The organism is Nocardia asteroides, assembly GCA_019930625.1.
In the GTDB taxonomy this organism is placed as follows: Bacteria; Actinomycetota; Actinomycetes; order Mycobacteriales; family Mycobacteriaceae; genus Nocardia; species Nocardia sputi.
In genome coordinates, this window is the sequence record CP082844.1 from 6,755,570 (window position 1) to 6,781,081 (window position 25,512).

At 65.3% G+C, this 25,512-nt stretch carries 27 protein-coding genes and 1 pseudogene; 9 read left to right on the forward strand and 19 right to left on the reverse strand.

The features are described from left to right. Positions 1–20: 20 nt before the first annotated feature. Both K8O92_30465 and K8O92_30470 read right to left on the reverse strand, forming a co-directional pair. Positions 21–887, reverse strand: coding sequence for a helix-turn-helix transcriptional regulator (locus tag K8O92_30465; protein UAK32008.1), 867 nt, complete (start codon positions 885–887; stop codon positions 21–23). After that, positions 884–1,318, reverse strand: a complete 435-nt coding sequence (locus K8O92_30470) for a hypothetical protein (protein ID UAK32009.1) — start codon at positions 1,316–1,318, stop codon at positions 884–886. The genes K8O92_30465 and K8O92_30470 overlap by 4 nt, the downstream gene beginning before the upstream one ends. 405 nt (positions 1,319–1,723) lie before the next feature. Between K8O92_30470 and K8O92_30475 the strand changes: the two genes are divergently transcribed. After that, positions 1,724–2,614 carry a helix-turn-helix transcriptional regulator gene (locus K8O92_30475; protein UAK32010.1) on the forward strand — a complete coding sequence of 297 codons (891 nt, stop codon included), beginning with the start codon at positions 1,724–1,726 and terminating at the stop codon, positions 2,612–2,614. 31 nt (positions 2,615–2,645) lie between these two features. On the opposite strand, the gene K8O92_30480 is transcribed toward K8O92_30475, so the two are convergent. From K8O92_30480 to K8O92_30490, 3 genes are all read right to left on the reverse strand, one after another. Beyond that, on the reverse strand, positions 2,646–2,930 hold the full coding sequence (locus tag K8O92_30480; GenBank protein ID UAK32011.1) for an NAD(P)-binding protein: 285 nt from the start codon (positions 2,928–2,930) through the stop codon (positions 2,646–2,648). A 93-nt stretch (positions 2,931–3,023) separates the two neighbouring features. Further along, positions 3,024–4,643 carry a DHA2 family efflux MFS transporter permease subunit gene (locus K8O92_30485; GenBank protein ID UAK32012.1) on the reverse strand — a complete coding sequence of 540 codons (1,620 nt, stop codon included), beginning with the start codon at positions 4,641–4,643 and terminating at the stop codon, positions 3,024–3,026. Between the two features lie 159 nt (positions 4,644–4,802). After that, positions 4,803–5,813 (reverse strand): diiron oxygenase, encoded by a 1,011-nt coding sequence (locus K8O92_30490; GenBank protein UAK32013.1) that lies wholly within the window; start codon positions 5,811–5,813, stop codon positions 4,803–4,805. A gap of 198 nt (positions 5,814–6,011) precedes the next feature. On the opposite strand from K8O92_30490, the gene K8O92_30495 reads away from it, so the two are divergent. Then, positions 6,012–6,584: a TetR/AcrR family transcriptional regulator gene (locus K8O92_30495; GenBank protein UAK32014.1), complete on the forward strand. Its 573-nt coding sequence runs from the start codon at positions 6,012–6,014 to the stop codon at positions 6,582–6,584. Positions 6,585–7,428: 844 nt separating this feature from the next. Here the strand turns inward: K8O92_30495 and K8O92_30500 are convergent. From K8O92_30500 to K8O92_30535, 8 genes are all read right to left on the reverse strand, one after another. Beyond that, the gene (locus tag K8O92_30500) at positions 7,429–8,493 is read right to left on the reverse strand and encodes an S-adenosylmethionine:tRNA ribosyltransferase-isomerase (protein UAK32015.1); all 1,065 of its coding nucleotides are present in this window, start codon (positions 8,491–8,493) and stop codon (positions 7,429–7,431) included. Positions 8,494–8,646: 153 nt separating this feature from the next. Continuing rightward, positions 8,647–8,841 carry a hypothetical protein gene (locus K8O92_30505; protein UAK32016.1) on the reverse strand — a complete coding sequence of 65 codons (195 nt, stop codon included), beginning with the start codon at positions 8,839–8,841 and terminating at the stop codon, positions 8,647–8,649. Between the two features lie 446 nt (positions 8,842–9,287). Continuing rightward, positions 9,288–10,760, reverse strand: coding sequence for a DHA2 family efflux MFS transporter permease subunit (locus K8O92_30510; protein UAK32017.1), 1,473 nt, complete (start codon positions 10,758–10,760; stop codon positions 9,288–9,290). Next, positions 10,757–11,371, reverse strand: coding sequence for an NAD(P)H-dependent oxidoreductase (locus tag K8O92_30515; protein UAK32018.1), 615 nt, complete (start codon positions 11,369–11,371; stop codon positions 10,757–10,759). Before K8O92_30515 ends, K8O92_30510 begins: the two co-directional genes overlap by 4 nt. Before the next feature lie 305 nt (positions 11,372–11,676). Next, positions 11,677–13,269, reverse strand: a complete 1,593-nt coding sequence (locus tag K8O92_30520) for a carboxylesterase family protein (protein UAK32019.1) — start codon at positions 13,267–13,269, stop codon at positions 11,677–11,679. A 143-nt stretch (positions 13,270–13,412) separates the two neighbouring features. Then, complete coding sequence (locus K8O92_30525; protein UAK32020.1) at positions 13,413–13,898, reverse strand: MarR family transcriptional regulator; 486 nt, start codon at positions 13,896–13,898, stop codon at positions 13,413–13,415. 191 nt (positions 13,899–14,089) lie between these two features. After that, entirely contained in the window at positions 14,090–15,292 is a 1,203-nt protein-coding gene (locus K8O92_30530) for a beta-lactamase family protein (GenBank protein ID UAK36030.1), read from the reverse strand. Positions 15,293–15,794: 502 nt separating this feature from the next. Further along, positions 15,795–16,253 (reverse strand): helix-turn-helix transcriptional regulator, encoded by a 459-nt coding sequence (locus K8O92_30535; protein ID UAK36031.1) that lies wholly within the window; start codon positions 16,251–16,253, stop codon positions 15,795–15,797. A gap of 3 nt (positions 16,254–16,256) precedes the next feature. Here K8O92_30535 and K8O92_30540 point away from each other — a divergent pair, with 3 nt between their 5' ends. The 5 genes from K8O92_30540 (at position 16,257) to K8O92_30560 (ending at position 19,246) form a co-directional block, all read left to right on the forward strand. Next, complete coding sequence (locus tag K8O92_30540; GenBank protein ID UAK32021.1) at positions 16,257–16,490, forward strand: DoxX family protein; 234 nt, start codon at positions 16,257–16,259, stop codon at positions 16,488–16,490. 471 nt (positions 16,491–16,961) lie between these two features. Further along, positions 16,962–17,294, forward strand: coding sequence for a PadR family transcriptional regulator (locus K8O92_30545; protein UAK32022.1), 333 nt, complete (start codon positions 16,962–16,964; stop codon positions 17,292–17,294). A gap of 2 nt (positions 17,295–17,296) precedes the next feature. Further along, on the forward strand, positions 17,297–17,656 hold the full coding sequence (locus K8O92_30550) for a DUF1048 domain-containing protein (GenBank protein ID UAK32023.1): 360 nt from the start codon (positions 17,297–17,299) through the stop codon (positions 17,654–17,656). A 10-nt stretch (positions 17,657–17,666) separates the two neighbouring features. Next, positions 17,667–18,473, forward strand: a complete 807-nt coding sequence (locus K8O92_30555) for an ATP-binding cassette domain-containing protein (protein ID UAK32024.1) — start codon at positions 17,667–17,669, stop codon at positions 18,471–18,473. A gap of 11 nt (positions 18,474–18,484) precedes the next feature. Continuing rightward, on the forward strand, positions 18,485–19,246 hold the full coding sequence (locus K8O92_30560; GenBank protein UAK32025.1) for an ABC transporter permease: 762 nt from the start codon (positions 18,485–18,487) through the stop codon (positions 19,244–19,246). A gap of 91 nt (positions 19,247–19,337) precedes the next feature. Here K8O92_30560 and K8O92_30565 read toward each other — a convergent pair whose 3' ends face one another. The 4 genes from K8O92_30565 to K8O92_30580 all read right to left on the reverse strand — a co-directional run bounded on the left by K8O92_30565 (position 19,338) and on the right by K8O92_30580 (position 22,851). Beyond that, positions 19,338–20,048, reverse strand: coding sequence for a cation transporter (locus K8O92_30565; protein ID UAK32026.1), 711 nt, complete (start codon positions 20,046–20,048; stop codon positions 19,338–19,340). Beyond that, on the reverse strand, positions 20,048–20,377 hold the full coding sequence (locus K8O92_30570; protein ID UAK32027.1) for a metalloregulator ArsR/SmtB family transcription factor: 330 nt from the start codon (positions 20,375–20,377) through the stop codon (positions 20,048–20,050). The genes K8O92_30565 and K8O92_30570 overlap by 1 nt, the downstream gene beginning before the upstream one ends. A gap of 59 nt (positions 20,378–20,436) precedes the next feature. Beyond that, entirely contained in the window at positions 20,437–21,624 is a 1,188-nt protein-coding gene (locus tag K8O92_30575) for an aminoglycoside phosphotransferase family protein (protein UAK32028.1), read from the reverse strand. Positions 21,625–21,864: 240 nt separating this feature from the next. Further along, on the reverse strand, positions 21,865–22,851 hold the full coding sequence (locus K8O92_30580; protein UAK32029.1) for an AraC family transcriptional regulator: 987 nt from the start codon (positions 22,849–22,851) through the stop codon (positions 21,865–21,867). Between the two features lie 150 nt (positions 22,852–23,001). On the opposite strand from K8O92_30580, the gene K8O92_30585 reads away from it, so the two are divergent. Further along, complete coding sequence (locus K8O92_30585) at positions 23,002–23,838, forward strand: alpha/beta hydrolase (GenBank protein UAK32030.1); 837 nt, start codon at positions 23,002–23,004, stop codon at positions 23,836–23,838. A gap of 155 nt (positions 23,839–23,993) precedes the next feature. On the opposite strand, the gene K8O92_30590 is transcribed toward K8O92_30585, so the two are convergent. Both K8O92_30590 and K8O92_30595 read right to left on the reverse strand, forming a co-directional pair. Continuing rightward, entirely contained in the window at positions 23,994–24,290 is a 297-nt protein-coding gene (locus tag K8O92_30590) for a hypothetical protein (GenBank protein UAK32031.1), read from the reverse strand. Next, the gene (locus tag K8O92_30595; GenBank protein ID UAK32032.1) at positions 24,291–24,689 is read right to left on the reverse strand and encodes a heme-binding protein; all 399 of its coding nucleotides are present in this window, start codon (positions 24,687–24,689) and stop codon (positions 24,291–24,293) included. A gap of 9 nt (positions 24,690–24,698) precedes the next feature. Between K8O92_30595 and K8O92_30600 the strand changes: the two are divergent. After that, a pseudogene (locus tag K8O92_30600) lies at positions 24,699–25,507 on the forward strand (DUF2293 domain-containing protein). Positions 25,508–25,512 lie beyond the last annotated feature (5 nt).

The following is a 25,512-nucleotide window of genomic DNA, read 5'->3' on the forward strand; positions in this document are numbered from 1 at the left end:
GTCGTGGTCGTGGTCGTCAGTCAGAGGGTTCGGTCGGCGCCTGGTCGGTGTCCTGCGAGTGCCTGCGGAAGCGCATCGTCGGCCCGCGCCCGCAGCCGTTCGAACGCCTGCGCGGTGGGCGTGCCCGGCTCGGCCTGGTAGACCACCAGCTGCTGGTGCGGCGCACCGTTGACGGTGAAGGCCGAGAACAGGATGTGCAGGTCACCCGCATACGGGTGGCGCAGGTGCTTGCCTTCTAGAGTCTTTGGCTTGACGTCATGGCGGCCCCACAGCTCGGCGAATTCGGGACTGTGGGCCGACAGATCCGACACGACTTCGGCGATGCGCGCATTATCGGGGTCGTGACCGTATGCGGCGCGGATCTCCGCCACGCACGAGTGCGCGGCCCGGTCCCACTCCTGATAGAACTCGCGCCCAGCCGGGTCCATGAACACCATGCGGGCCAGGTTGTCGGGCGTGCGGAAGCCTTCGTGCAGCGCTGCGGCCATGCTGTTGCTGGCCAGGATGTCCAGCGCCGGACCGAGAGCGAAGGCGGGCGAGGTGGACCAGCCGTCCATCAGTTGCAGCAGTTGCGGGCTGACCGTGATGTCCTGGGCCCGCGAGGTCCGCGACTCCGGCGGCTGCACCAGCCGCCACAAGTGCTCGGTGGCGGCCGCGTCCAGCCGCAGCGCCCGCGCCACCGCGTCGACCACCTGGGGCGAGGGGCTGGACTCGCGGCCCTGCTCGAGGCGCACGTAGTAGTCGCTGCTCATACCGGCCAGCATCGCCACCTCTTCGCGACGAAGACCCTTCACCCGGCGCCGCCCGTACTCGGGCAGCCCGATGTCCTGCGGCTTGAGCGCTTCGCGACGGGCGCGCAGGAACTCGCCCAGCGGGGTTCCGGTCATGCCGTGCCTCCCGCCGGGTCCTTGGCCGAGGCGGCCTGCATGACCGTACCGACCGCGCTTATGCAGGCTGTCATGTCCGTCCTCTCATCGTGCGGAACTGTCAGAAGGCGACGATCACCTTCCCCTGGCTGTGTTGTGCGGCCAAGTCGACGAGCGCCCGGCGGGCGTCGGCGAAAGGGATGAGTGGCGCCGATCATGACCCGTAGGGCGCCGCGCGCCGCCTGCCCGGCGAGGGCGTCCAGGCGCCCCGGCGCGGGAACGGTGCCTGTATAGACGGCCACCCGGGTTACGACGCCGGTGATGTCGACGCCCGGCACGAACGGGTGCGTAATCGGGAAGACCTTGCGCACCGCAACTGTAGCCAATTTGATGTCGATCGGGTTCAGCGCTGCGGCCGCGGCGCGGACCAGCACCTGTTCCGGTCCCGGCACAGGAACGGGCACATCGGCGAAAGACAGCTTCTCCGCCGGCCCGTACGCGCGGGGAGATCAGCGCCTTCACAGGTTCCTCCTGCCCCCATCGTCTTTGCTGCAGCGTTGCTGATAGGGACGATACCGGCATCGCCGAAGATTGCTCTTCTACGGACTCAACGTCGCCTTCGTGGAATAACTTCCGCTGAGGCCGGTACCGGGCGCCGTTCGAGCGCCTCCGCGGGGGCGCTGTGCTCACGTTCCTGTCGCCGCGCTCGACTTCCAGATATTCACCGCAGACTCGACATCAGCTCGCGCCGCACGTTGCGATCTCGACCTCGGCACGTGACCCGCGCGGTTGCGGCCGTCAGCCTGGGAGTGATGCACCCAGGCAGCATGCCCGGCGTTTGCCTAACTTCGGATGTTATGAACCGTGAGCGCAACGACTTACTGGGGAGGTTTCTGCGAGAGCGCCGCGCGCTCGTGCGGCCGGAGCAAGCCGGGCTGCCCTCAGACGGCAGCCGTCGGGTTCCTGGGCTGCGCCGCGACGAGGTCGCCCACCTAGCTGGCCTCAGTGTCGGCTACTACGCCCGGCTCGAACAGGGCCGCCAGCATCCCACCCGCCAGACCGTGGAAAGCCTGGCCCGGGCACTGCGCCTCGACGAGCAGGCCATGGTGGAGCTGTATCGGCTGGCCCGGCCCACCGCCGGGCGCCGTCGGCCCGGCCTCATCGAGCGGGTCGCGCCCGAGGTGCTGGCCCTGCTGAACGACTGGACGGTGGCACCTGCCTTCATCCTGGGAAGGTCCTGCGACGTGCTGGTCCGCAACCCGCTGGCGAACGTGCTGCACAGCCACTTCGTCCTCGGCGACAACCTGCTGCGCATGATCTTCCTCGACCCGACAGGGCGGCAGTTCTTCCGCGACTGGACCAGCGCCGCCCGTGCGGCCGTGCACGACCTACGCCAAGCCACCGGCCAGAGCCCGGACGCGCGCAACCTGCGCGAACTCGTCGGCGAACTCGCCATCACCAGCCCCGACTTCCGCCGGTTGTGGGCAGCCCCTGAGCCGCGCGGCGCACTCAGCCCCGCCACCCGCTTCCATCACCCCGACGTCGGCGACCTACACCTGCGCACCGAGATCTTTCCCATCGCCAGCACGCCCGGTCTGCGGCTCATCGCCCATCCGGCCGAACCGGGCTCCCCCTCAGCCCGAGCCCTGGCCCTGCTGGGTACCCTGGCAACCGACATTCGAGGTCCCCACCATCACGCCGACACCGTCCGAGCGGGACGCTCGCCTCGGCCCAGACCAGTGCTCTGATCAGGTATTTCGCGAGCCCATGGCCAGCACTTCACGCCGGTTCAACGCCGCCGGGCGCGTGCGTGTACTCAGCTAGCCGAGGCCGCCCCAGTGCTTGACGCGGCGTCGGATCGTGCGGTCGGAGCAGCGCCGTTGCCCTGAATTCCCTGCGGCCCTGCCTGCGAAAGACGTGCGAGCTGCCACCGAGGACCGAGTACCGCTCCAAGAGCAGCACCTGTTGGCCTGCCGCAGCCGAGTAGGCGGCGGCGGTGCTGTCGCCGAAGCCGGATCCTATTACGATGGCATCGAATTGCTTTGCGTTGGTCAGGTTTTCCATGACAGCCCCTTTTTCAGGTCGGCAGGTATTTGTCCCGGCTCGTTGATACGGTGGCAGCCGAGGATTCGCGTTTTACTGCCTGCCGCCCCCTCTTCATGGCTTGGACTTCTCTTTCCAGACGAGGAGCACGGATTCGTCGGCGGGTTTCCATGGCAGGAAGATGGCTATGGCAACCGCGACGATCAGTGAAGCCGAAACCGTCACATACGACGCGAGTCGGAACCCCTCCATGGACGCGGATTTCATCGCGTAGATCAGTTCGGCCTTCTGGGGGGCGAAGGCCGGGTTGGTGGGGCGCTTGACCATTTCCAGGACGGCGATGACGCTTTCGCGGGCGAAGCTCTTCTCGTTCGGGGTCATCAGGAACTCTGGGATGGCATCGATGCGCGGTCCGACCTTGGTCGTGTACACCGACGCCACGATCGATCCCAGCACCGCGACGCCGAGGGTTCCCCCCGCCTCGCGGGTGGTGTCGTTGACCGCCGAACCGGCTCCTGCTTCGTCGAGGGCGACAGAGGACATGATCGATTCGGTCGCCGGGCCCTGCACAATTGCCAGTCCTAGGCCCATCAGCACCATCGAGACGAGCACGGGACCGACATAGGGTGTCTGCACCTCGACCTGCCCGGCGACGAACATTCCGGCACTCATCACCACCAGACCGAGGACGATGACCGCGGTGGTGCCGGTCTTCTGGGCGATCAGCGTGGCCACCGGGGCGCCGACGGCAATGGACACGGCGAACGGTAGCGAGTGCAAACCGAACTCCAGCGGCGACAGCTCCATCACTCCCTGGAAATACGCGGTGATCATGAACAAGAACCCGAACATGCAGAAGTAGCCGACCGCGATCGCCAGCGCGGGCAGGGAGAATCGCCGGATCCGGAACAGGTTCATGTTCAGCACGGGTGCCGCAGTGCGCAATTCCCACCGGAGGAACATCACGAAGCAGACCACGGCGAAGACGAAGCCGGTCAGGCTGGCCGGGGAAAGCCAGCCCTGATGCGGGGCCTCGATGATGGTCCACACCAAGGCGGTGATGCTCAGAAGCGACAGGGCTATGCCGATGACGTCGAGCCCGCCGGTGTGTGTGGCCTTCGACTCGGGAACCAGCAGGCGAGTGAGAACCAGGACGACGGTGGCGACGGGAACGTTGACCCAGAAGACCGAGTGCCAGGAGAAGTGCTCGAGTAGCCAGCCGCCGGCGGTCGGCCCGATCGCGATGGCGAAGCCGGCCATCGCCGTCCACGCCGCGATGGCGATGGCCCGTTCCCTGACGTCGGTGAAGATGTTGATGATCAGCGCGAGGGTCGCGGGGAACACCGCGGCGGCGAACACTCCCATCGCGGCGCGGGCGGCGATCACCTGGCCCAGGTCGGTCGCCAATGCGCCACCCAGAGACATCACCGCGACGCCGGCCAGCCCCAGCATCATCACCGTGCGCCGGCCGTAGCGGTCTCCGAGGTGACCGCACGCCAGCAGCAAGCCCGCGAAGGTCAGCGTGTAGGCGTCGACCACCCACTGCAACCCACTGAAGCCGGCACGCAACTGCACACCCAGAGACGGCAACGCGACGTTGACGACGGTGTTGTCGAGCACCACGAGCAGTTCCGCGACGCAGATGACGGCGAGTGCCGGCCACCGACCCCGCACGCTCGGAACTGCGGAGTGCGCTGCCGGTGCGGCGGGTTCCGCGACAGATGGGTGGGGCATAGGAAATCGACTCCTCGTCATTGCGCTGCGGGCTAACTCGGAAAGGGGTGGCCGCCAGCCCGCTCGGGCACGATGGTTGGCCACCGCGGGCCGACAGCCACAGGGGCGCCGGCGGCGGCTCGATTCCGCGACAGCACCGGCTTTTGCAGGAACGCCAGATCAGGCCGCCGCGCGCCGGTGGGGTTCGGAACGGTAGCGGGTGGTGGGTCCATCGATGCCGAGCAGTTTCCATACCCGGCGGGAGATCTGGTTGATCAACCCGATCTCAGCGGCGAGGGTGCGGACGTCTGCGAAGAAGTCGGCGAAGGCCTGTTTCGAGTCCGGCGAGCGGTAGAACACTTCCTTCCGCACCGAGTCCGGGATACCGGCCTCGGAGAAGAACGCCCGCGGTGGGGTGACGATAGCGCGGCCGAGCGCGAACATGATGATCGGCAAGGCCACCGACAAGCCCAGCCTGTGGATCGGATTAGTCTGCGGCACTCTCTGTTTGAGGAATTCATGGGCGAACGAGATGTGGCGCGCCTCCTCGGCCACGTGGATGGCCATCACCGAGCGCATGATCGGATGCACTTCCTCACCGGAACGCAGGATCGCCTTCTGAATGTGATCGATGGGTTCCTCACCGGCCAGTACGCCCATGAAGAACAGATTGGGGAACAACGCTCCGGCGGGCCCGACCACGTATCCCAGCAGCGTTTTCAACCACGGCGTCATCCCGGGCACATCGATACCGATGCGGTTGACCATCTCCTGGAACATCAGGTTGTGGTTGCACTCCTCGATGATTTCGTGTGTGCAGTACCGGAATTCCGGCGAGCCGTTGGGCAGACGGTAGGCGTGCTGGACCATGCCGCTGATCAGCATCAACTCGAACTGCAACCCGACCTTCGCGATATTGGACTGCCGGTACTTACCGATCGCGATCTGACGCTCCCGCGGCAACGCCCGATACCAGGGATGAGGCCCCAGCATCTCACCGGACACGGTGAGGATCCAACGCTCGGGCGCGGTGTCGGCCTCGAAATCCGGGTGCTCCCAGTCGATATCGAGGTAAGGGTCGAAGCGTCGGTGCACCGAACCCTCCGACAGCAGCGACAGCTTGTCCGCGTACGCCCGGGCCTTGTCGACGACATCGTCGCCGGGCGCGGCCTGGTTCACCTCGATCGTCATCGGCCTCTCCTCGCCACGTTTTCTGTTACTACATGTAACGCTAACATCAGGCTAATAGAACGACTGGTCTATCGCAAGCAGGTTTCTCGGCCCCGCTTCAGGGAATTACAGAGCTGCGGCTCCATTAAGAGAACCGAATGGTCTACTCCGGCTCGCCGCTAGGCTGGATCGCCTGTACTGAGGGGAAGAGAGAGGCTCATGGCTGCGGATGCGCGACGGCGCTTGATCGAGAGCGCGATCGAGCTGATCCGACGTCGAGGGGTGGCAGGCACCGGGGTGGCCGATCTGCTCGAGCACAGCGGCACCGCACGACAATCGATCTACAAGCACTTTTCCGGCGGAAAGACCGAGTTGATCGAGGAGTCCGTGCGGACCGCGGGGGCCTGGATCGAGCAGATGATCGAACAGATGGCCGAGACCCTCTCGCCGCAGGAAATGCTGCAGGCTTTCGTCGAGTACTGGAAATGGGTGCTGGTGACCAGCGACTACCAGTCCGGATGCCCGATCGCCGCCGCGGCATACGGCGGAAGCGAAGCACCTGGCGCCCGGGAGTTGGCCAGCCAGGCATTCCGGCACTGGGAGCACCACCTGGCCGAGAAAGCCATCGCACAGGGCATACCCGCCCGTACCGCCCAAGGCCTGGCGACCACGACAATCGCGGCGATCGAGGGCGCAGTCATGATGTCGATCGCAGACCACAGCATCGCACCCCTCAACCGCACCTACGACCAGCTCCGCCACCTGCTCCAGAACCATCTCGAAGCGCCGTGATCACGCCACCATCAAGCACCGGCGACAAACGTCGGCAAACGGAAAAACGGACTGGCGCAGCACAGTTTCACCCGAGACGATGACCATGCCCGCGCTGACCCACAAGACCCGTCCGGCCCCAAGACCTCGCGCACATAACAACGGCACTCCGGCGGCGGGAGCCGGTTCTCGAGCACAGCCCGGTCAGCACCTCACCGCCGTCCAGCCCGAACGGTGTTCCTCCTTCCGCCGAGATCCGTCATCGCGATTCGACCGCGAACCAACCCACCAGTCGGACGGAAACCGGCAGCTCCCGGCCCTGCTCTGCGGCGACTTCGACTACGAGCGATCCATGGCCCGTATGAACCACCCACTCACCGGCGTGGACACGGTCTTTATCGCCAGCGACCCGGCTTAGGGGTTCGTGTCCAGCTCGTTGGTCAAGGAGGTCGCCGCGGCAGATGGCGACCTCACCGGCCTGCTGCCAGCGCCGGTGCGTAGTCGACTGCTGAAGCGGCTGTAGGTTCAGCCGATCGCTACGGAGACCCCCTCCTACCCTTGTCAGTCAGCAGAATCGGAGGTCCAGTCATCAGTGAACGATTGATTGCGGTGTGACACCAATATTACGAATGAACGTGCTTTCGCCTGGCGATGTCGTTCTAGCACTCTCACACGGGGAACGGTTGGAGAGCTGGCGGGACAGCGAGCTCGGCTTTCTGGGCGATGACAACTACGGAGGCTACTGATCTGCGGCACCGAATCGCGAACTGGGAGCTTGTCGGTCGGAGCCAGGACCGCACGCAAGACCGGCAACGACTGCCCGCGCTCGAAGTTGGTCGTGATGTGCGCGGAGTGCGCGATGCGGCTATAAAATCAGCATGCTGTCGCCGAACATGTCGAACTCATATCCGCCGTTCTCCAAGATCTCGGAGTAGGAGCGCATAACAAGATCTTTGCCGGCGAAAGCGGCAGTTAATACGATATGGCTGGACCGTGGCCGGTGGAGGTTCGTCAGAAGTGCGTCCACGACCTTGAACTGGAATCCGGGATAAATATAGAGATCGGTCCACGCCGCCTGAGGCCGAATAGCGGCCTTGGGCTCGTTGTGGACTGCCAGTGACTCGAGAGTTCGCATGACCGTCGTGCCAACAGCGACGATGCGTCGCTTCTCGGCTAGGGCTCGATTGATTTTCGCGGCGGACTCATCCCCGACCTCGAAGAATTCGGATCTCACATTGTGGTCCTCGACCTCCTCCGTGCCGATATGACGAACTGCGAGGATTTCAGTGGCCCCTACATGCAGGGTAATGTATGCAAGCTCGACCCCCTTGTCGGCGATGCGATTCAGCAACTCTTCAGAGAAATGAAGGCCCGCCGACGGAATCTCCAGCGAACCAGGTTTCTCGGCGTAAACCGAGCGATAAGCCTCCGGCGTCGTCCGCCAGTATGTCGGGTCCAAGTGAATTGTCTCGTCGATGCGCCGACCGTATCGATCAAGTGCCTGCGTCAATCGCTCGGCGGACTCGAACTTCACTCTCCAGAGCTGGCCGGGCTGTGATTCGAGTAAGGCACAGGTAAGCAGGCTGTCGTCGATTGATGTCAGGGTCATCCCCGGCTCCAATCGTTGCCCGGCCTCCATTTTGACAATGGTCGCGCCGCCAGGCTCATGACCGTAAACGATCACGTCCACAGTTTCGTTACAATACCGAAAAGATAGCGTGTTGGACATCATATAGCTATCATTCAATACCAGTAGATCACCCGGCCGAAGATAGTTGTAAATAGTCGAAAATACCGTGTGCTCGATCGTCGCCCTAGAACGTTCGAGCACGACCATCCTTCCGTCCTCACGACGTTTGCCGCGCAACTCGACAGGATCGGATGGCATAACCCTTTCCCCCGGATCGAAATCAAATTCTGAAGTCTTCATGATTCGTCATCCTCCTAGTGTGCCGTGATTCCGCTTTGCTTACCAAGGGGTTCGTGATTTGGTCGAGTCAGGCGGTGATGCAGGCCAGGTGCGGGTCATCGGAAAAATCCGCGGACGAGATCGAAACCCGCGTCCCTGGAGCGAGACTCAGTACTAGGCATGGTTGTCGACGAGTTTCCGGAAGCTGGCATAGGGAAGAGCCCCTTCGGCCATGATCTCGCCGACGATGTAGCTCCACACGAACGGCACGGCCGTGGCGTTCCATCGGGTGATGCAGTCGCGGATCTGCGTGATCAGCACCTCCACCGGGCTGAAGAATGCCGCAGCGAAGCGATTGCATCCTTGCACGTAATCAATTGTAGCCCTTCGTGTTTGGTTTCCACTGAGGATCGGCCGAAAATGCGCCGACATGCGCCGACATGCTCGAAGAGCTCAGACGTCGTAACGCCAGAGAGGATTCGCCACGACAGCATGGCCAGCGTCGACGTAGCTTCCGACGGTCCGCCGCGTCCTCGTGGTCTGAGCAGCGATAACGCAGAACATTCGGCAGCGAAACATATTTCGAGCTCCGCTGCGGCACTGCTGGTCGGCAGAGGCGGCGTTTCCGTGTCCGACTCGAACTACAGCCTCGAAAGCCGGGCTGTCGTCTCACTCGTCAATCGGGTCGTCAGCACAAGCGACTCCGAGGGCAGGACAGATTCCGGACTGGAATCTTACGACCGTCAGCGTGGTGGTCCGACAACGGGTGGCAGCTGTTCGGCCCACGGCGGCAAGATACTCGTCACCGGCGATGATCAGCGACCACAGTCAGCCGACCGGCGCGGTAGCAGCAAGGCCGGAATCAACGCGAGCGCGATCACGACCGGAGCGATCAGATAGGTGTGCTGGAACGCCTCGGCCAGGGCGGGAGCGATCTCGGCGCGCTGCGCCGGACCCATGCCGTGCAGCGCTTGCAGGCCGCCGGTCACCGGGAGCAGCGCGCCCAGGATGACCGAGGACACCGCGGTGCCGACCGCCAGGGCGGTGGTGCTGATCATGTTCAGCACCGTCGATCCCGCCGGCTGATCCGCCCGGCTCAGCGACCGGGTCGCGGTGGTCATGACCGGCATCATGGTGCCGCCGCCACCGGCGCCCATGAGCAGCATGCTCGCGCCGAGCGCCCAGTACGGCGCGTCCGCGTCCAGCTGGACGATGAACAGCACGAAACCGGTGAGGGTTACCGTGATCGATACCGGCAGGTAGCGGCCGGGCGGAATCCGATCGATCAACCGGCCCGCTACCTGCATGGTCAGACCGGAGGCCAGCGCGAACGGGATACCCAGGGCGCCTGCCACCAGCGCTGATTCGCCACGAGCCACCTGAAAATACAGGGGCAGCAACAGCATCGAACCGAAGTAGCCGCTCGCGAACAGGGCCAGCAGCAGCGCGGAGGTGCCGCTGATCCGGTTGCCGAGCACCCGCAGATTCAGCAGCGGCTGCGCGGTGGTCAGCGATCGGTGCACGAAGGCGGCGATGAGCCCGACCCCGGCCAGCAGCGGGATCAGCACGGCGGGTGTGGCGAATCCGGCCTGCTCACCCGCCGCGGTCACCCCGTAGATCAGCAGGGCCAGGCCGGGCGACATCAACAGGAGTCCGGGCAGGTCGAGCGCGTGCCGCGGTTCCGGCGGATCGTCGGGCACGATCCGGGCGGCCAGGACCAGCACCAGCGCACCCATCGGCAGATTGATGAAGAACATCCACCGCCGCGACACCTCGTCGATCAGGTAGCCGCCGATCACGGGCCCGAGCAGCGGGCCGACCAGAATGGCCAGACCCAGGGTGCTCATCAGCCGTCCGAGCCGATCCGGCCCGGCCGCGCGCAGCAGGATCGTCATCGCGACCGGCATGAGCAGCCCGCCGCTGGCGCCCTGCACGACCCGGAAAGCGAGGAGCGACTCGATGTTCCAGGCGAGCCCAGCCAGCATCGAGCCGGCCGCGAAGGCGGCGATCGCGGTCAGGTACAGCCGTTTGGCGCCGAACCGGCCGACCAGCCACGCCGAGGTCGGCACCACGGCGCCGAGCGCGAGCGAATAGCCGGTCGCCACCCACTGGATGGTGTTCAGGCCCGCGTCGAACTGCGCGGACAGCGCGTTGATCGAGACATTGACGATGGTCTGGTCCAGTGTGGCCATGATCGTACCGAGCACCAGCACCAGGACGATCGTCATCGGGTTGCGGGCGGCGACCGGCGACGCGGGAGCCGTTGCGGTAGTGGCCACGGCCCTCACGCCCCGTACGGGTTGGCGGCACGGGCGGCGCGCAATGCCGCACCCCACCAGGTCAATTGCTTCAGCAGGGCCTTGGTGGCGGTGGCCGCGTCGGTCGGTTCGGCCAGCTCACCCGCGTCGTCGAATCGGCGCCACGGGTTCGTGAAGCTGACGGTGTCGCGGAGAGTGACCGCGTGCAATTCGGCGAAGACCGGCCGCAGGTGTTCCACCGCGCGCAGACCACCGGAGATGCCGCCGTAGGAGACGAAACCCACCGGCTTGGCCTGCCATTCGACGTGATGTTCGTCGATCAGATTCTTCAGTGCCCCCGGGTAGCTGTGGTTGTACTCGGGCGTCACCACCACGAACGCGTCCGCGCGGGAGAGCTTTTCAGCGGTCTCCGCCCGTGACGGGTGATCGGTGACCGCACCGAAGGCGTGCGGCAGCGCGACCTGTCGGGTATCGACGATCTCGACCTCGAGGGTGTCGTGGCGCCGGAGCTGACCGACGAACCAGTCCGCGATGGTCGTGCCGAACCGGCCTTCCCGGGTGCTGCCGACGACGACCGCGACCCGCAACGGAGCCGGGCCCCGACCGTGCGGCCCTCCGGTATCGACGTGCCAGTTGCTCATGAGGCCCCTCCTTTGGACGATCGCACCAGCGTCGGCGCTCTCCACAGCCTCCAACCTCAACCAATCTTCGGGTCAACCCTCCTGTGATCGAGGCCACATCACCCAGAGCTCAACCAGCTGGTGATCGCCCATGTGCTGCCCGAGGCACGAAATCCGCATTGCCGGACCTCCACCTGAATCCCTCCGCAGATACCGACCTGCGCGTCCCGGCCTAGAACTTCGTTGCTTCGTGCCATCGCTACCCGGAGGGCCGGCCGTGAGAAGCCTGAGATCCGGTCACCCTAGCCGATGCGGCTGATGCCCGACTATAGGTCGCAGTGGTGTTGGTGGGCGAAGGAGTCTGCGACAGTGATGTTGTCGCTGCCGAGTTCGAGGGTTGTGTCCGAAGTCGACGGCCATGGGGTGAAGGCTTGCGTTTCGGGGTTGCCGGTGTGGGCGAATTGTGCCCAGCTTTGCTGCATTTGCCGGGAGAGGCGGTCCGCTGCGGGCGGTAGCGGGATGGGCACACCCAACAGTCCTGAGAAGACGTAAGGCACTTCGGCACCGTGAAAGGCCCCGGGCAGGAGCGGGTTTCGCCCCAAGAGCGCATCGTTGAACTGGTATTGCCATACTCGAGCACCGCCGCGACGGGCTGCTTGCGTGGTGAACAGCGCTGGACAAGCGAAGAAACCATCGGTGATCACGTGCTGCTTGGCCTCGGCCGCGGTCGCGAAGGCCGATACGGGGTATCGCTGCAGAACGCGATCGGCGTTGCCGGTGAAGAGTTCCTGAGCCCAGCTCACGTAGTCGGCTGAATCCGGCACCGTAGCGCGAGCGTAGTCGAGCAGGGCGAGGAAGGTCGCACCTTCGTCGGCGTTGCTGCCGACGACAAGCGGAATGTCGCGAACGGCCCCATCGGCCAGGGCGTTCTCCGGCGGGGTGGTGACGACGACGTCGTCGCGCACCGGGGTCCATGTGACAGCCATCGTGTGCAGAGTTGTCGTGGGAGAATCCAACATCCGGTCGGCCGGCAGTGCCCGCAGGCACGTCAGGCGAGTTGCGGCCTCGGCGCAGCCGAGACTGGCGGCGTAGTCGGCTGATCGTTGATAAACCTGTTCTTTCGAAGCGGGCGCGAGGGGACTGCGTGCGCAGGAACCGCTTTGGATGATGGCTTTGGCATAGAGACCGCGGGCGGTCGGTGACGCCAGTTGCGTGCAGACGCTCATGCCTCCGGCGGATTCGCCGAACAGGGTGATGTTGTCCGAGTCCCCACCGAAGGCAGCGGCGTTGTCGCGGATCCATCGCAATGCCGCTTGCTGATCCAGGGTGCCGTAAGTTCCGGTGACACCACCCTCGCCCGCGGCGAGTTCGGGTAGGGCCAGGAAACCGAACGGACCGAGTCGGTAATTGGGGATCGCGACGATGACCTGGCCATCCCGGACGAGCCGGGCGGGTGAGTCGTACTGGGCATTGGACCCCAGGACGAATCCACCGCCGTAGAACCACACCATGATCGGAAGTTCGCTCGCGGCGGGATGTTCCGGGACATAGACATCGATGGTGAGGCAGTCCTCGCTCGCGGGTTGCACCGCCGGAATCCACGGCAACGGAGATGATTGCGGGCATTGCGGACCATGCGCAATGGCCGCGAGCGCACCCGTCCATGGCGGGGCCGGCTTCGGCGGCGCGAAACGGTTGACGCCCCCGGTGGAGGCCCCGAACGGGACTCCGAGATACTCGATCATCCCGTCGACGCGCGCGCCTCGGATCACTCCACCGGAAACACTCGTAGCCGGCCCTTCGTCGGCGCCGGCCAGACCGGCGGCGGAGCAGCTGACGACACCGAAGATCGAGACCACGACCGCGACCAACCACCGTAATGGGCTCACACGCTGGGATCTCCCGACGCTGAACGGCATGAGAACACTCCTGCACACCTGAGGTCAACGTCTGACACATCGCCGAGGCACCGACCTGAGATCAATCTACTTTTGTGACAAAAGCAAGTTACAAGGCGGACGTCGAGCGTGGGGAGGAATCGGACGAATCGGATCGCGGACGGCTATTCGGCGTCGGGACCACTCGTCAAAATGGCCAGCAATCGCTGCAACGCGGGCAGTGCGGACGCGATCGCAGCTCGGTCGGAGGCCGGGAGCCCGTCGAGAGCTTCCCGTAGCATCGCGGCGCTGGCTCGGTCATACCGGTCGAGCAACTGCCGTGCCCGAGCGGAGGCCATCAGTATCGCGCCACGCCGGTCCGAAGACAGCGGCTTGCGATCGAGCAGCCCCGCTTCAGCCATCGCCTTGACAAGGTTGCTGATCGTAGAGGGCGCCATCCGGAGTTCGCTCGCGGAGCGGGTGGGTGTCAGGCCGCCGGTGGCCACCAGCAACCGCAGTAATTCGATTTGAGGTTCCGGCAGGTCCGGCAAACCTTCGGCGGCCCGCGTGCGATGCAGCACCGCACGCCGCAACGGCCCGAGCAGGGCGCTGAGCTGAGCCTCGAAATCGGGCTCCGGCATCGATCGAGCCCGCACGGCGATGGCGTCCATGAACTCATTGTGCACTTGCATCAGACAAGCACCCGCCGGTTCGCTGCTTGGGACAAGTTGCCGAATCTGTTCGGCTCGTCGCCGGCACACGGAACGGCCCGGCCGAGTTCAGCGAGCTCGGCCGGGTCCAGTTCGTGTTCTACCTGATGTAGGGCCCGTGACGTGTCCGGGTCGCCGGTGTGCGGCGCCGGCTAGTGCGTCGGCGCGGCCGGGGCGGAAGGCACGGTTCGGCCGTCGCCGAACACCTCGTCGACCAGGCGTTGCGTCGCTTGCTGGAACGGCACCGCCAGTGAGAGCGCGGCATCGTCCACGTAGTTCAGCGCGGCGGTCAGCGTCTTGCTGCCGTCGGGGGTGCTGAACATCATCGCCGCGTGGCCCGCGGCGCCGCCGTTGTGGGTGATCACGGTGCCGCCCCGACCGGTCTTCTGTACGAAGACCCCCAGGCCGTAACCCATGTTCGGGATGGGCGTCGGGTGCGGGGTGCACATCTGGTCGAGCAGCTCCGCAGGCAGGAGCTCGCCGCTCATCAGTGCGGAGATGAACGTGTGCAGGTCACGGGTGGTCGAGATCATGTCACCGCCGCTGGAGATCCAGGAGGGGTTGTGGCGGGTGACATCGACCACCTTCTGCTCGCCACCGTCCTCGTACCGGTAGTAGGCGTGCGCGTGCGGCTCGGCGATATCGGTCTGGCTGGTCGGCGCCACGGTGCCCGACAGTTCGAGCGGTTCCAGGATCAGCCGCCGCATTTCCTCGGGGAGCGAGCGGCCGGTGACCTTCTCGATCAGCAGCCGTGCCAGCACGTAGTTGGTGTTGGAGTAGCTCCAGTCCGTGCCGGGCTCGAACCGCGCCGGCTTGGACAGCGCCAGCCGCACCAGTTCCTCCGGCCGGTAGGTGTGGAATCGGTTGTCCACCCATTGTTTGCCCGCGGTGGTGGCCGGAATGCCCGGCACCACAGTTCCGTCGAGGTAGTACTCACCGGTGAAGTTGAACAGCCCGCTGGTGTGCTGCAACAACATTCGCACTGCGATCCGCTCGTCGAGCTCGAACTCGGGCAGGTAGTCGGCCACCGGGGTATCCAGGGCGATCGTGCCCTCGGCCACCAGTTGCAGCACCAGGGTCGCGGTGAAGGTCTTGGTGTTGCTGCCGATGCGGACATGCCCGTCGATCGGCGGCTCCGCGGTCTCCCCCAGCTTGCTCACCCCGGCGCTGCCGACCCACTCGCCTCGCTCATCGTGCACGCGCAGCGTGATTCCCGTGATACCGGAATCAACGATATCGGCGAGAACTTGCTGCAATTGCGAGCGATCCGATGGGGCAGCGGCTTTGGATTCCACCGTCTTGCGCGTGGTTTCCGCCCCGGCGGCGTCCAGAGCGGCAGTGATCTTGCGGGCCATCGCGGTCGTGGCCGGGCCGGGCTCACCCCGGCCTGCCCGACCGGCCGCATCGATGGCGATCAGCACAGTGTCGCGGAAATTGTCGGCCTCGACCGGATCCTGTGCGGTGAGCAGGGCCATCGCTGCGGTCAGGGCCGGCAGCACATGGTCGGCGAGTTCGGCGACGGTCTTCCCGCCCAATTCGATGTCGGAGGACTTCGCGGCGAGCACGTGCCCGACCAGACCGGTCGCCGACGTCAGGGCGATTGAGGCATTCGTGGCAGCCCGGTGGGGCGTGCCGGTGGCGGCCATCAGCGACACCGCGCCGTATGCGGCAGTGCGCAGGGTGCTCTTGTCCCGGTCGGTCAGCGTGACGGTGGACACGATGGTGTCTCCTTCAAATCCGTAGTGAGGCAATCCGTCGAACGGACCGCTGTGCTGTTGACATCGAAACTGTCGCCGACCCCGCTGATATCGGCCTGACGTCGACCTGACACACCCGCTGACACAGCGTTCGACCTGGTCAGACCAGGCACCTCACCATCCCTTTGCCGACCGAATCCGCGACCAGCCGTGAATCGACCCGTCTGCGCGCGGTAGGCCGGATTCGACAATCACCGATCAGTTCCCGGCGCTTCAGTCGATTCGCGGAAGTGGCGATCGAGGCGCCGTGGGCCCGGGCCCACGGCGTCAAGGCTTCGATGGGCTCCCGAAGCGTGTCCCCGAGCTGGGTCGAGCTGTACTCGACGCGCGGCGGCGCTTCCGCATACACCCGCCGCTCTACGAGGCCGTGTTCTTGAACTCGGCGCAACGTCTGTGTCAGCACCTTGCGCGAGACCCCACCGATCAGTTCGACGAGTTCGCCCTGCCGCCGCGGACCTTCGCTCAATGCGCACAGCGTCACCACAGCCCATTTGCTGGCGATGATCTCAGTGGCCGACCTTGCGGGGCAGTCGGCGGGGAAGACGGTTCCGGGGCGCAGACCGTGCTGCCGTTTCTGGGCGTCGCTCAGCTCGCCGGAGCGGGTGGCCTCCTCATCGGAGTTTGGTGGGGGCCGTTGGGTGTCGCTGCTGCCATATGCTTGACGCTCTACTTCATCGGCGCAGTTGCCACGCACGTGCGCGTCGGCGACATCAAGGCCCCCCGCAGTCCTTGCGATCGTGGCCGCTGTTCTCATCGGCTTGCGCGTCGGCGCTCTTTGACCATTCGCCCCCTCTAAGAGTCGACGGAACTGTTCGACGAAGTCACAACAACGCCGACAGAGCAGCCGCGCAACTGAGCACCGAGCGACATTCCGACCGGCCCCGGAGATGTGGTTGCCGGAGGATGATCCTTCAGCTGGGCCTTTGCCGCATGCAGACTCGGCGTGCCGAGGCTGGGCTTCCACGTCCGGACCGGGCCCTTCCGCCCGTGGGTCTCGCACGCGGTCCGCGCAGTTCGGCGGCGAGCGAGACCGGCGTGTGCCCTACGCGGGCGTTCCATGTGCTCGCTGGGCGGACACAAGTCGGGCTCGGGGGCATCCATACAGAACGGGCTTGCATGTACGTATATGTCTACTTATAGTGGGGATCCGACATGTACGTACACATATACATATATCCGAGTCATGACAACGAGGACTTGCTTGACAGCTACTAAGTGTTACTATCTACTAGTACTCAGCAACACTGAGTAGCTGAAGGGAGTGTTCATGGGCAAGCAAGAGACGGAGATGCTCAAGGGAACGCTGGAAGGCATCGTGCTGGCGATCCTTTTCGGCCGCCCCGCGTACGGCTACGAGATCACGGCATGGCTGCGGGAGCAGGGCTTCTCCGATATCGCCGAGGGCACCATCTATGCCCTGCTGGTCAGGATCGAGAAGCGCGGCTTGGTGGATGTGGAGAAGGTTCCCTCGGAGAAGGGGCCCCCACGCAAGGTGTATTCGCTCAACACGGCCGGACAGGAATATCTCGCCGAGTTCTGGAGGACCTGGAGCTTCCTCGCTGAACGGCTCGAACAGCTCCGCGAAAAAGGAGGCAGATAGTCATGGATATCTCGGATCTCACCTCGAAGGTGGTCGGCGACCTCGGCGACAAGCGGCGGTGGCGGCAATACAAGTCTCGCGCTAAGCAGCTTCCCCCGAGTTATCGCACTGCGGTCGAGGCTTTCGAGCGATACCTGATGTACGGCGGAGCGGGGGGCGGCGGAGTCTCGATGTTCGAAGACCTCGTCGATCTGTTCGAGCAGAGCGCGGCCGATCGAACCCCGATACGCGAGATCGTCGGAGAAGACCCCGTCGAGTTCATCGAGATTTTCGCGCGCAACTACCACGAGGAATCCTGGCTCAACCGGGAACGAGCACGGCTGAACAGCGCCATCGAGCGCGCCGCCGGAGAAGGAAAGTAGGACCCGTCCGATGACGACACAGCAAGCTCCGGCGATCCATGTGCAGGGTCTGGAGAAGTCCTACGACAAGCTGGAGGTGCTGCGCGGCGTCGACTTCGATGTCGAGCGGGGCAGCATCTTCGCCCTGCTCGGCTCGAACGGAGCCGGCAAAACCACCGTCGTGAAAATACTGTCCACGCTGCTCAAAGCCGACGCGGGCACAGCCAGGGTCAACGGCTTCGACGTCGCGGGCCAAGCGGGCAACGTACGGGAATCCATCAGCCTCACCGGGCAATTCGCGGCGGTCGACGAAATACTCAGCGGCCGGGAAAATCTCGTGCTCATCGCCAAGCTGCGGCACCTGAAAGACGCGGACACGATCGCCGATGACCTGCTCGAGCGTTTCTCGCTGACCGACGCGGCCACCCGGAAGGTCTCGACCTACTCCGGTGGCATGCGCCGCCGCCTCGACATCGCCATGAGCCTCATCGGGAACCCGCCGGTCATCTTCCTCGACGAGCCGACCACCGGGCTCGACCCCCAGGCCCGCATCGAGGTGTGGCAGGCGGTCAAGGAACTCGCCGAGCACGGCACCACGGTGCTGCTCACAACCCAATATCTGGACGAGGCAGAACAACTCGCCGACCGGATCGCGATCCTGCACAAGGGCCGGATCATCGTCAACGGGACTCTCGCCGAGCTCAAACAACTCCTCCCGCCCGCCGAAATCGAATACGTCGAGAAGCAGCCGAGCCTCGAAGACGTCTTCTTCGCCATCGTCGGTGACGAAGGCAGCGACAGCGCCCCCGGCGACGACCGCAGCGCGGCACGGACCTAGTAAGGAAAACGATGACCACGCATTTCTTCACCGACACCGCCCTGCTGTTGGGCCGGTCCCTGCGCCACATCGCGCGCAGCGCCGACACCATCATCACGACCACGATCATGCCGATCGCGTTCATGCTGTTGTTCGTCTACGTCTTCGGTGGCGCGATCGACTCGGGATCGGATTCCTATGTGCAGTATCTGCTGCCCGGAATTCTGCTCATCACCGTCGCTTCGGGCATCGCCTACACCGCGTTCCGGCTCTTCCTGGACATGAAAAGCGGCATCTTCGAACGATTCCAATCCATGCCCATCGCACGTTCGTCGGTTCTCTGGGCGCACGTGCTGACCTCGCTGGTCGCCAACCTGATCTCGCTCGTGGTCGTCGTGCTCGTCGCCCTGCTCATGGGCTTCCGATCAGGGGCCGGAATACTGGCCTGGCTCGCCGTCGCAGGCATTCTGATCCTGTTCACCCTCGCGCTGACCTGGATCGCGGTCATCCCCGGCCTGTCCGCGAAGACCCCCGACGGCGCGAGCGCCTTCTCCTACCCGCTGATCTTCCTGCCGTTCATCAGCTCGGCCTTCGTGCCCACCGAGACCATGCCCGGCCCGCTGCGCGCCTTCGCCGAAAACCAGCCGGTGACCTCCATCATCAACGCCATCCGCAACCTGTTCACCGAGCAGCCGGTCGGCAACGACATCTGGATCGCGCTCGGCTGGTGCGTCGGAATCCTCGTCGTCGCCTACCTCTTCGCCATGACCACCTACCGCCGCAAAATCTCCTGAGCTATCGGCAGCCGTCGGTCCCGGCGATCGCCGGGACCGACGGCTGTCTTTTTCGTGACATGGCAGGTTCTTTCACCGGGATTCGGGATTGTCAGTGGCAGCAGTCGCAGTCGTGGCCGGCGGTGCGGTCGGTGGCGCCGAGCGCGACCGGTGCGGGACAGCAGGTGTCGCCTTTCCAGGCGTTGACGCCTTCGCGCACCGCGATCACCGCGATCACCAGCGCGGCGATCGGGTCGGCCCACGACCAGCCGAACAGGCTGTTGAGCAGCAGCCCGGCAAGCAGCACCGCCGACAGGTAGGTGCACAGCAGGGTCTGCTTGGAATCGGCGACCGCGGAGGCGGAACCTAGTTCGCGTCCGGTGCGGCGTTGCGCGGCTGACAGCACCGGCATGATGACCAAGCTGGCGGTGGCCAACGCGATCCCGATCGGGGAATGCTGCACCTGCCCGATACCGGCCAGCGCTCGGATCGAGTCGACGGTGACGTAGGCGGCGAGAGCGAAGAAGGAGAACGCGACGATCCGTAGCGCGATCTTCTCCCGCTTCTCCGGATCGCGGCCTGCGAACTGCCATGCCACCGCAGCCGCGGAGGACACTTCGATCACCGAGTCCAGCCCGAACCCGATCAACGCCGTTGAGGACACCCGCGCGCCCTCGCTCAGGGCGATGGCAGCCTCGAGGACGTTGTAGGAGATCGTGCCCGCGACCAACCAGCGGATCCGCCGCGCCAGGACCGCTTTGCGATCCGAGCTCGGACCGAGCGCGACCGCCGACGGCGGCGAGGGCATACCAGGCGAAGACATCAGCAGCACGCCTCCGCATCGGCGTCCGGGCAGCAGGCCGGGTCCACCGCCAGCACCAGCCCCAGCAGGTCCTCCAACGCGGCCGCGATCCGGGCGTCGGCCAACTCGTAACGGCTGCGACGACCTTCCGGCACCGCGACAACCAGCCCACACCCGCGCAGGCACGCCAAATGGTTCGACAAGATCTGCCGCGACACCCCGATCCGCTCGGCCAGATCCGACGGATACCCCGGCGCCTGGCGCAGATCGAGCAGGATCTGGGTGCGGGTCGGGTCCGACAACGCGTGCCCGAAACGGGCCAGCGCATCACGGTGCAGCACGGTTTCCATGTCCCCATAGTACAGATTTTTCTGTATTCAGTTGGAACTGGATCATCTGAAGATCGAGTTCAGCTGTTGACCGCCTGCAGCGCGTCGAGGTCCATGATCGCCGTGGACGTGCGGTGCACGATCGCGCGACATACCTCCTCGGGTTGGAATTCGGGCATGAGGGCGCTGCGTCCGATCGTGATCATCCATGCGAAATAGGGATAGAGGCACTGCTGTCGGTAAGCGAGCCATGCGGCTTCGAACGGCAGAGCAGGCCCGCCTGCCGCATGCAGGCGGTCGACGTAGAACTCGATGAGCTCACGCTCCCAGGCCCGGCGATCCTCCACCTCGAGCCCGGAAGTGATGATGTAGGTCACGTCGAAAGCCCAACTGCCCCGTAATACCAACTGCCAGTCGGTGAAACCCATGCCGCCGTCATCGCACATGTACGCGTTGCCGATGTGAGGGTCCCCGTGCAGCAGTGTCTGTGGGCTTCGTTCGGCGATCAGTAGGGACTTTTCGCACGCATCGTAGAGGTCGTTCTGTACGGGAGGCAGCGTGTCCGGCACGAGCTGGGGGGCGCGCCTGAGCCCGACCCTCGCTCGTTTCTTCATTCCGAGGAGCCGGTCGAAGTTGCGGAAGTGCGCGCTCGGCGTCTTCAACCATTCGTGCGACTTCAGTTCGGGTGATTCCCAGTAGTGACCATGCCAGACGGCCATGTTGGCCAACAGGTCTTGGATCTGCTCCCGAGTGATGGGCTCCATCGGGGTGCAGAACCGTGCCTGCTTGGTGACGCCGATGTCTTCGAGCAGCGTGAGTGACCGGCCCGTGCGCAAATCCGCGGCGCCGAAATATCCCTGCGGCGCTTCGATCTCCAGCTCTGTACGCAAGTGCTGGAAGAACCCGGGCTCACCGGGCAGCGCGTGTGCCAAGTATTGCGTCAGACGCTGGGTGAAAGTCGACGTTGTCTTGGCGAAAAGATGCTCAGGCAACCGAGCTTTCCGACCGGCCTCGTTGTAGCTGACCGTAGCCTTCCACCGGGTGGTCGTGCCAACGCTGGCATCGACGATCTCGAACGATTCCACCTCCACTCCAGGATGCTCGGCCGCAAGGACCGTGGTCAGCCACTGCGCATCGACCTCGCTCTTCTTCATCGGAATATCGACGACTTCGCGGCGAAACACTCTCTCCGCCAGCACGTGGCCGCCGAGCCTCAGAATTCCGGGCAGCACTCCTCGAGCTGGACCGCTTGTCGATGCTTTGCCCACGCCTTCACCTTCCTCGACTCGGCACGCTTCACGGCTGCCTGGGGATGGCAAGTATGCGGCAGCGAATTCGGACCCGCGTCGGGGTAACAGGAGTGCGTGAATGCGGGCATTCCGGCGGATCACCGCTTTCACGTGCCGATACGCCCAGCTCTCGATCGGCCGGCAGGCACACAAGATGGCGCGGTTTGCAGAGTGATTGGCACGCGGTTCTCGCCTGCTACGCGAGGACACCCGTCATCGTCAGGTCCGAGTGGCCCATCTCTGCTGGGCTCGACGCAGCGTCCCGGGATCGGAGTAGCCGAGGCGGCCGGCCAACGATGTGGGGGTGTCGTCCGGGCTGGTATGGGTGCGGTGTTCCGCCAGGGCGCTGCGTGCGCGGTCGAGTTCGCGAGTCCAGGTGGTCCCCTCGTCGGCAAGCCGTCGCTGCAGACTGCGCCTGCTTGTTGCCATGTAACGCGCGGCACGATCTATGGTCACTCGGCCGTCGCCCAGCATTGCGGTCAGTGCGTGGTGCACCTGACTGGACCAGGTGGCCTCGACGCGGCGCGGTGGCGGCATAGTTGCCGCGCACCGGCGCAAGATGTCGGCGAGTGCGGGGTCGGCTGTTCGCAGCGGCAGCGCCAGATCGCCGGTGCGGAACGTGATCTGATCTGTCGGCGCACCGAAATCGACCCGACGCGTACCGAACGCCTCGATGAAGCGGATGTGTCGCCGTGGCGCGCGTTGCCGGAAACGGATCCGGACCGGATGCAGATTCCGTCCGGTGACGTATCGCGCCCGGGTCACGACAGCAGCGAGGGCGAACTGCGTGGCCAGTTGACGTCCGCGTCCATGGCCGTTGAGCAACCGGACATCCGCATTCGCCTCGTCGAGGGACTCGCCTGACACCGCGAATCCGACATTGGTGGTGACCAGGCTCGCATGCTGCTCGGAAAGCGCCAGACCTTCGCCGAGGGTCGGCGCCGTGCTGAACAAGTAGTCGTGCAGACCGAAGCGTCCCACCGTGTTCATCTGCCCGAGGCGCAGCGCTACATGCGGATCGTCCAGCTCGTGTTCGGCCAGTTCCCACAGATGCAACTGACTTTGGCTGGGCACCATCGTGTCACTGCTTTCCAACACCCACTCCGGCAAATCCGCCGCCCGGGCCAACTGCTGCCGCGACGACCGGCTCGAACCGGCGTTGTCCAAGATGAATCTCGAGAACGCAACGTTGTCCAACGTATCCAATTTCGCGCACCTGATCAGAACGAACCGGCAGTGCCGACACGTCCCGAACGGCGACGCTCCTCGAGCGTAGTCGAGCACTGCGGGCCAGGTGGAGTTCCGTGTCAGGCTGGTGTCAGGGTGTTGTCAGGCCGGACGCCGAGTGTGATCGTCATGACGAAAAACAGCACTTCCTCGACCAGTTCGAAGTGGACCGGCATGGTCACGGTCGACGATACGGCCTTGGCCGTCACCGACACCGGCGGTTTCGGTATCCCGGTGGTCTACCTCAACGGCCAGTTCGCCACTCAGGGGTACTGGCGGAAAGTCATCGCCGAACTCGGTCCCGGCTTCCGGCACATCACCTACGACGAGCGGGCACGCGGCAAATCACGGCGCTCGGCGGACTACTCCTTCGAAGCCGCCGTCCGGGATGTCGATGCCGTCCTGGCGGCCAGGGGTGTGGACCGGGCACTGCTGGTGGGCTGGTCCTACGGGGCAGTCGTCGCCGCACACTGGGCCAACCGCAATCCCGCCCGTGCCCTCGGCGCGGTCTTGGTCGACGGCGCCTTCCCCTACGACTGGCTCGACTCGGCCATGGAGCAGCGGATTCGCAAGCTGTTCAGACGGCTGAGCTTGTTCACCCCGCTGCTGCGCCCGACCGGCCTGACCCCGCGGATGACGGCCGAACAGATGGCCGACAGCAACATCGAACTCGGCAGGCTCTCCCGCGAACGCGAACTGGGGCCCGTGCTCGAGGACATCACCGTTGCGGTGCGGTATGTGGTCGCCTCGGGGACGTCCTTCGGAAGCCGCGGTGACGAGCAAGAACGGATCCGCGCCTGCCTCGACGCGGTGACCACCCGCAACCCGAACATCCAGATCAGCGCGAAGGTCCCCAGCAACCACGGCGCCCTCCTGCGCAAGGACTTCCGCGCCATCGCCGAGGCCGTACGCGAGACCGCAGCGGTCGCCCATGACCCGGACAGTGCGCCGAGCGAAGCGCTCTAGGATCTCGACCCGCGCGGCAACAGCCGTGTCAGGCGGCGCCGAAGTAGCCGACGGATCGGCGGTCCGGTGCTCGTTGCCCGATCACCGGTTCCCGCCGATCCGGCGCAGGCGAATCGCGGTGGCGAGACCGCTGTGGGGCCTGGCGAGCCGGTGCGCTACGGGATGTAGACGATGCGGTCGTCCGTCTCCGCGTTCCACGTCTCGGCGACCTGGGCGAGGGGCACGGGACGTGCCCGCACGTCGATCGCGCCGGTGTGCACCGCGACGGCGAGTTCCGGCAGTTTCGCGAGGAAGTCGCGGGAGGAGACCGAGCCGATACCGCTACCGCAGATCTGCAACCGCGACGCGCGCAGCAGCGAGGAGTCGACGGGAATCGTCTGACCGGCGACGGATCCGATCGCGACAACGGCGAGTCCGAGGCACCGGCTGGTGACCGCCGACAGGACGGACACTCAGCCCGTCAGGGCGGCCGCCGACGCGATCTTGTGATCGACGATCGGGGTTGTCGCGCCGGATATTCCGAGTGCACCGATCACGCCCCCACCCGCTCGTATGAGCACAACGCCACCGTGTGGAACGAACGGATCGGGCGAGGACACCGCACCGGGCAACAGATGACCGGGGTCGTTGAGCGGGGCCATCTGACTGGTGTCGAACCCTAGCGCGATCGCGGCCGCCGCCTTGCGTTGGGCGGAGTCGATGGTGGGCGGCGGGGTGCCGGACATGCGTGCGAATGCGATCAGATCGCCGCTGGCGTCGACCACTGCGATCGTGACAGCTTCCCCGCGGACGGCCGCGGCTCGGCGGGCGGCGGCAACCACGGAATCGGCACGGTCGAGCGAGATCGTCATGGGTCAAGAATGACCTACCGAGCGCACCCGCGGCGTGCGCTAGGGTTCGAACCCGTGTCCAAGCTGCGGCGGCGAGTGGTCGAGGCTGCGGAAGCAACGCTGGCCCAACGCAAATACGTGTCGGCGGTCGATATCTTCGCCGTTCTGGGGTGGGTGCGATCCAGCCATATCGATCGCTGGCGCCAAGGGCAGGTGCTGTCGTTGGAACGAGTCACGGCCGTCGACGGGCGGCGAATGAAAGAGGCGGCCGAACTGCTGAGCGAGTGGGCCCGCGAACACGGGCTCACCGCGAGCACAGCGGCGTATCTGTCGGGCGCGCGCGATCGCCAGGCGCTGCGATTCGTCGACGACGGCGACGAGGAGGCGTTCCGCGTGCACTGGCTTTCGGCGGAACTCAGCCCGGCCCGGCGCGAACAGATCGTCCAACGCCAGAACCGGCCCCCGGACCTCACGGTGGTCGAGGCCACGCAGCCGTGGACATGCGCCGAATGCGCCGAAACCGGCCCCTACCTGACGCCCAGGACGTCGAATACCACGCCCGCATGTCCGAGGAGATCCGCCGACTGTTCCCGGGCTGCCCCGCCGACCGCGCCACCGAAATCGCCGAACACGCCGCCGCCCGCGGCAGCGGCCGCGTAGGCCGCACCGCCGCGGCCAAACTTCTCTCTCCCGAAGCGCTCACCCTCGCCGTCATAGCCTCGATCCGTCACCGCGACACCGACTACGACCAACTTCTCATGACCGGCATCCCCCGCCCGGAGGCCAGGGCCCGGATCCGTCCCACCGTCGATCACGTCCTCGAAACCTGGCGCGGCTGACACGC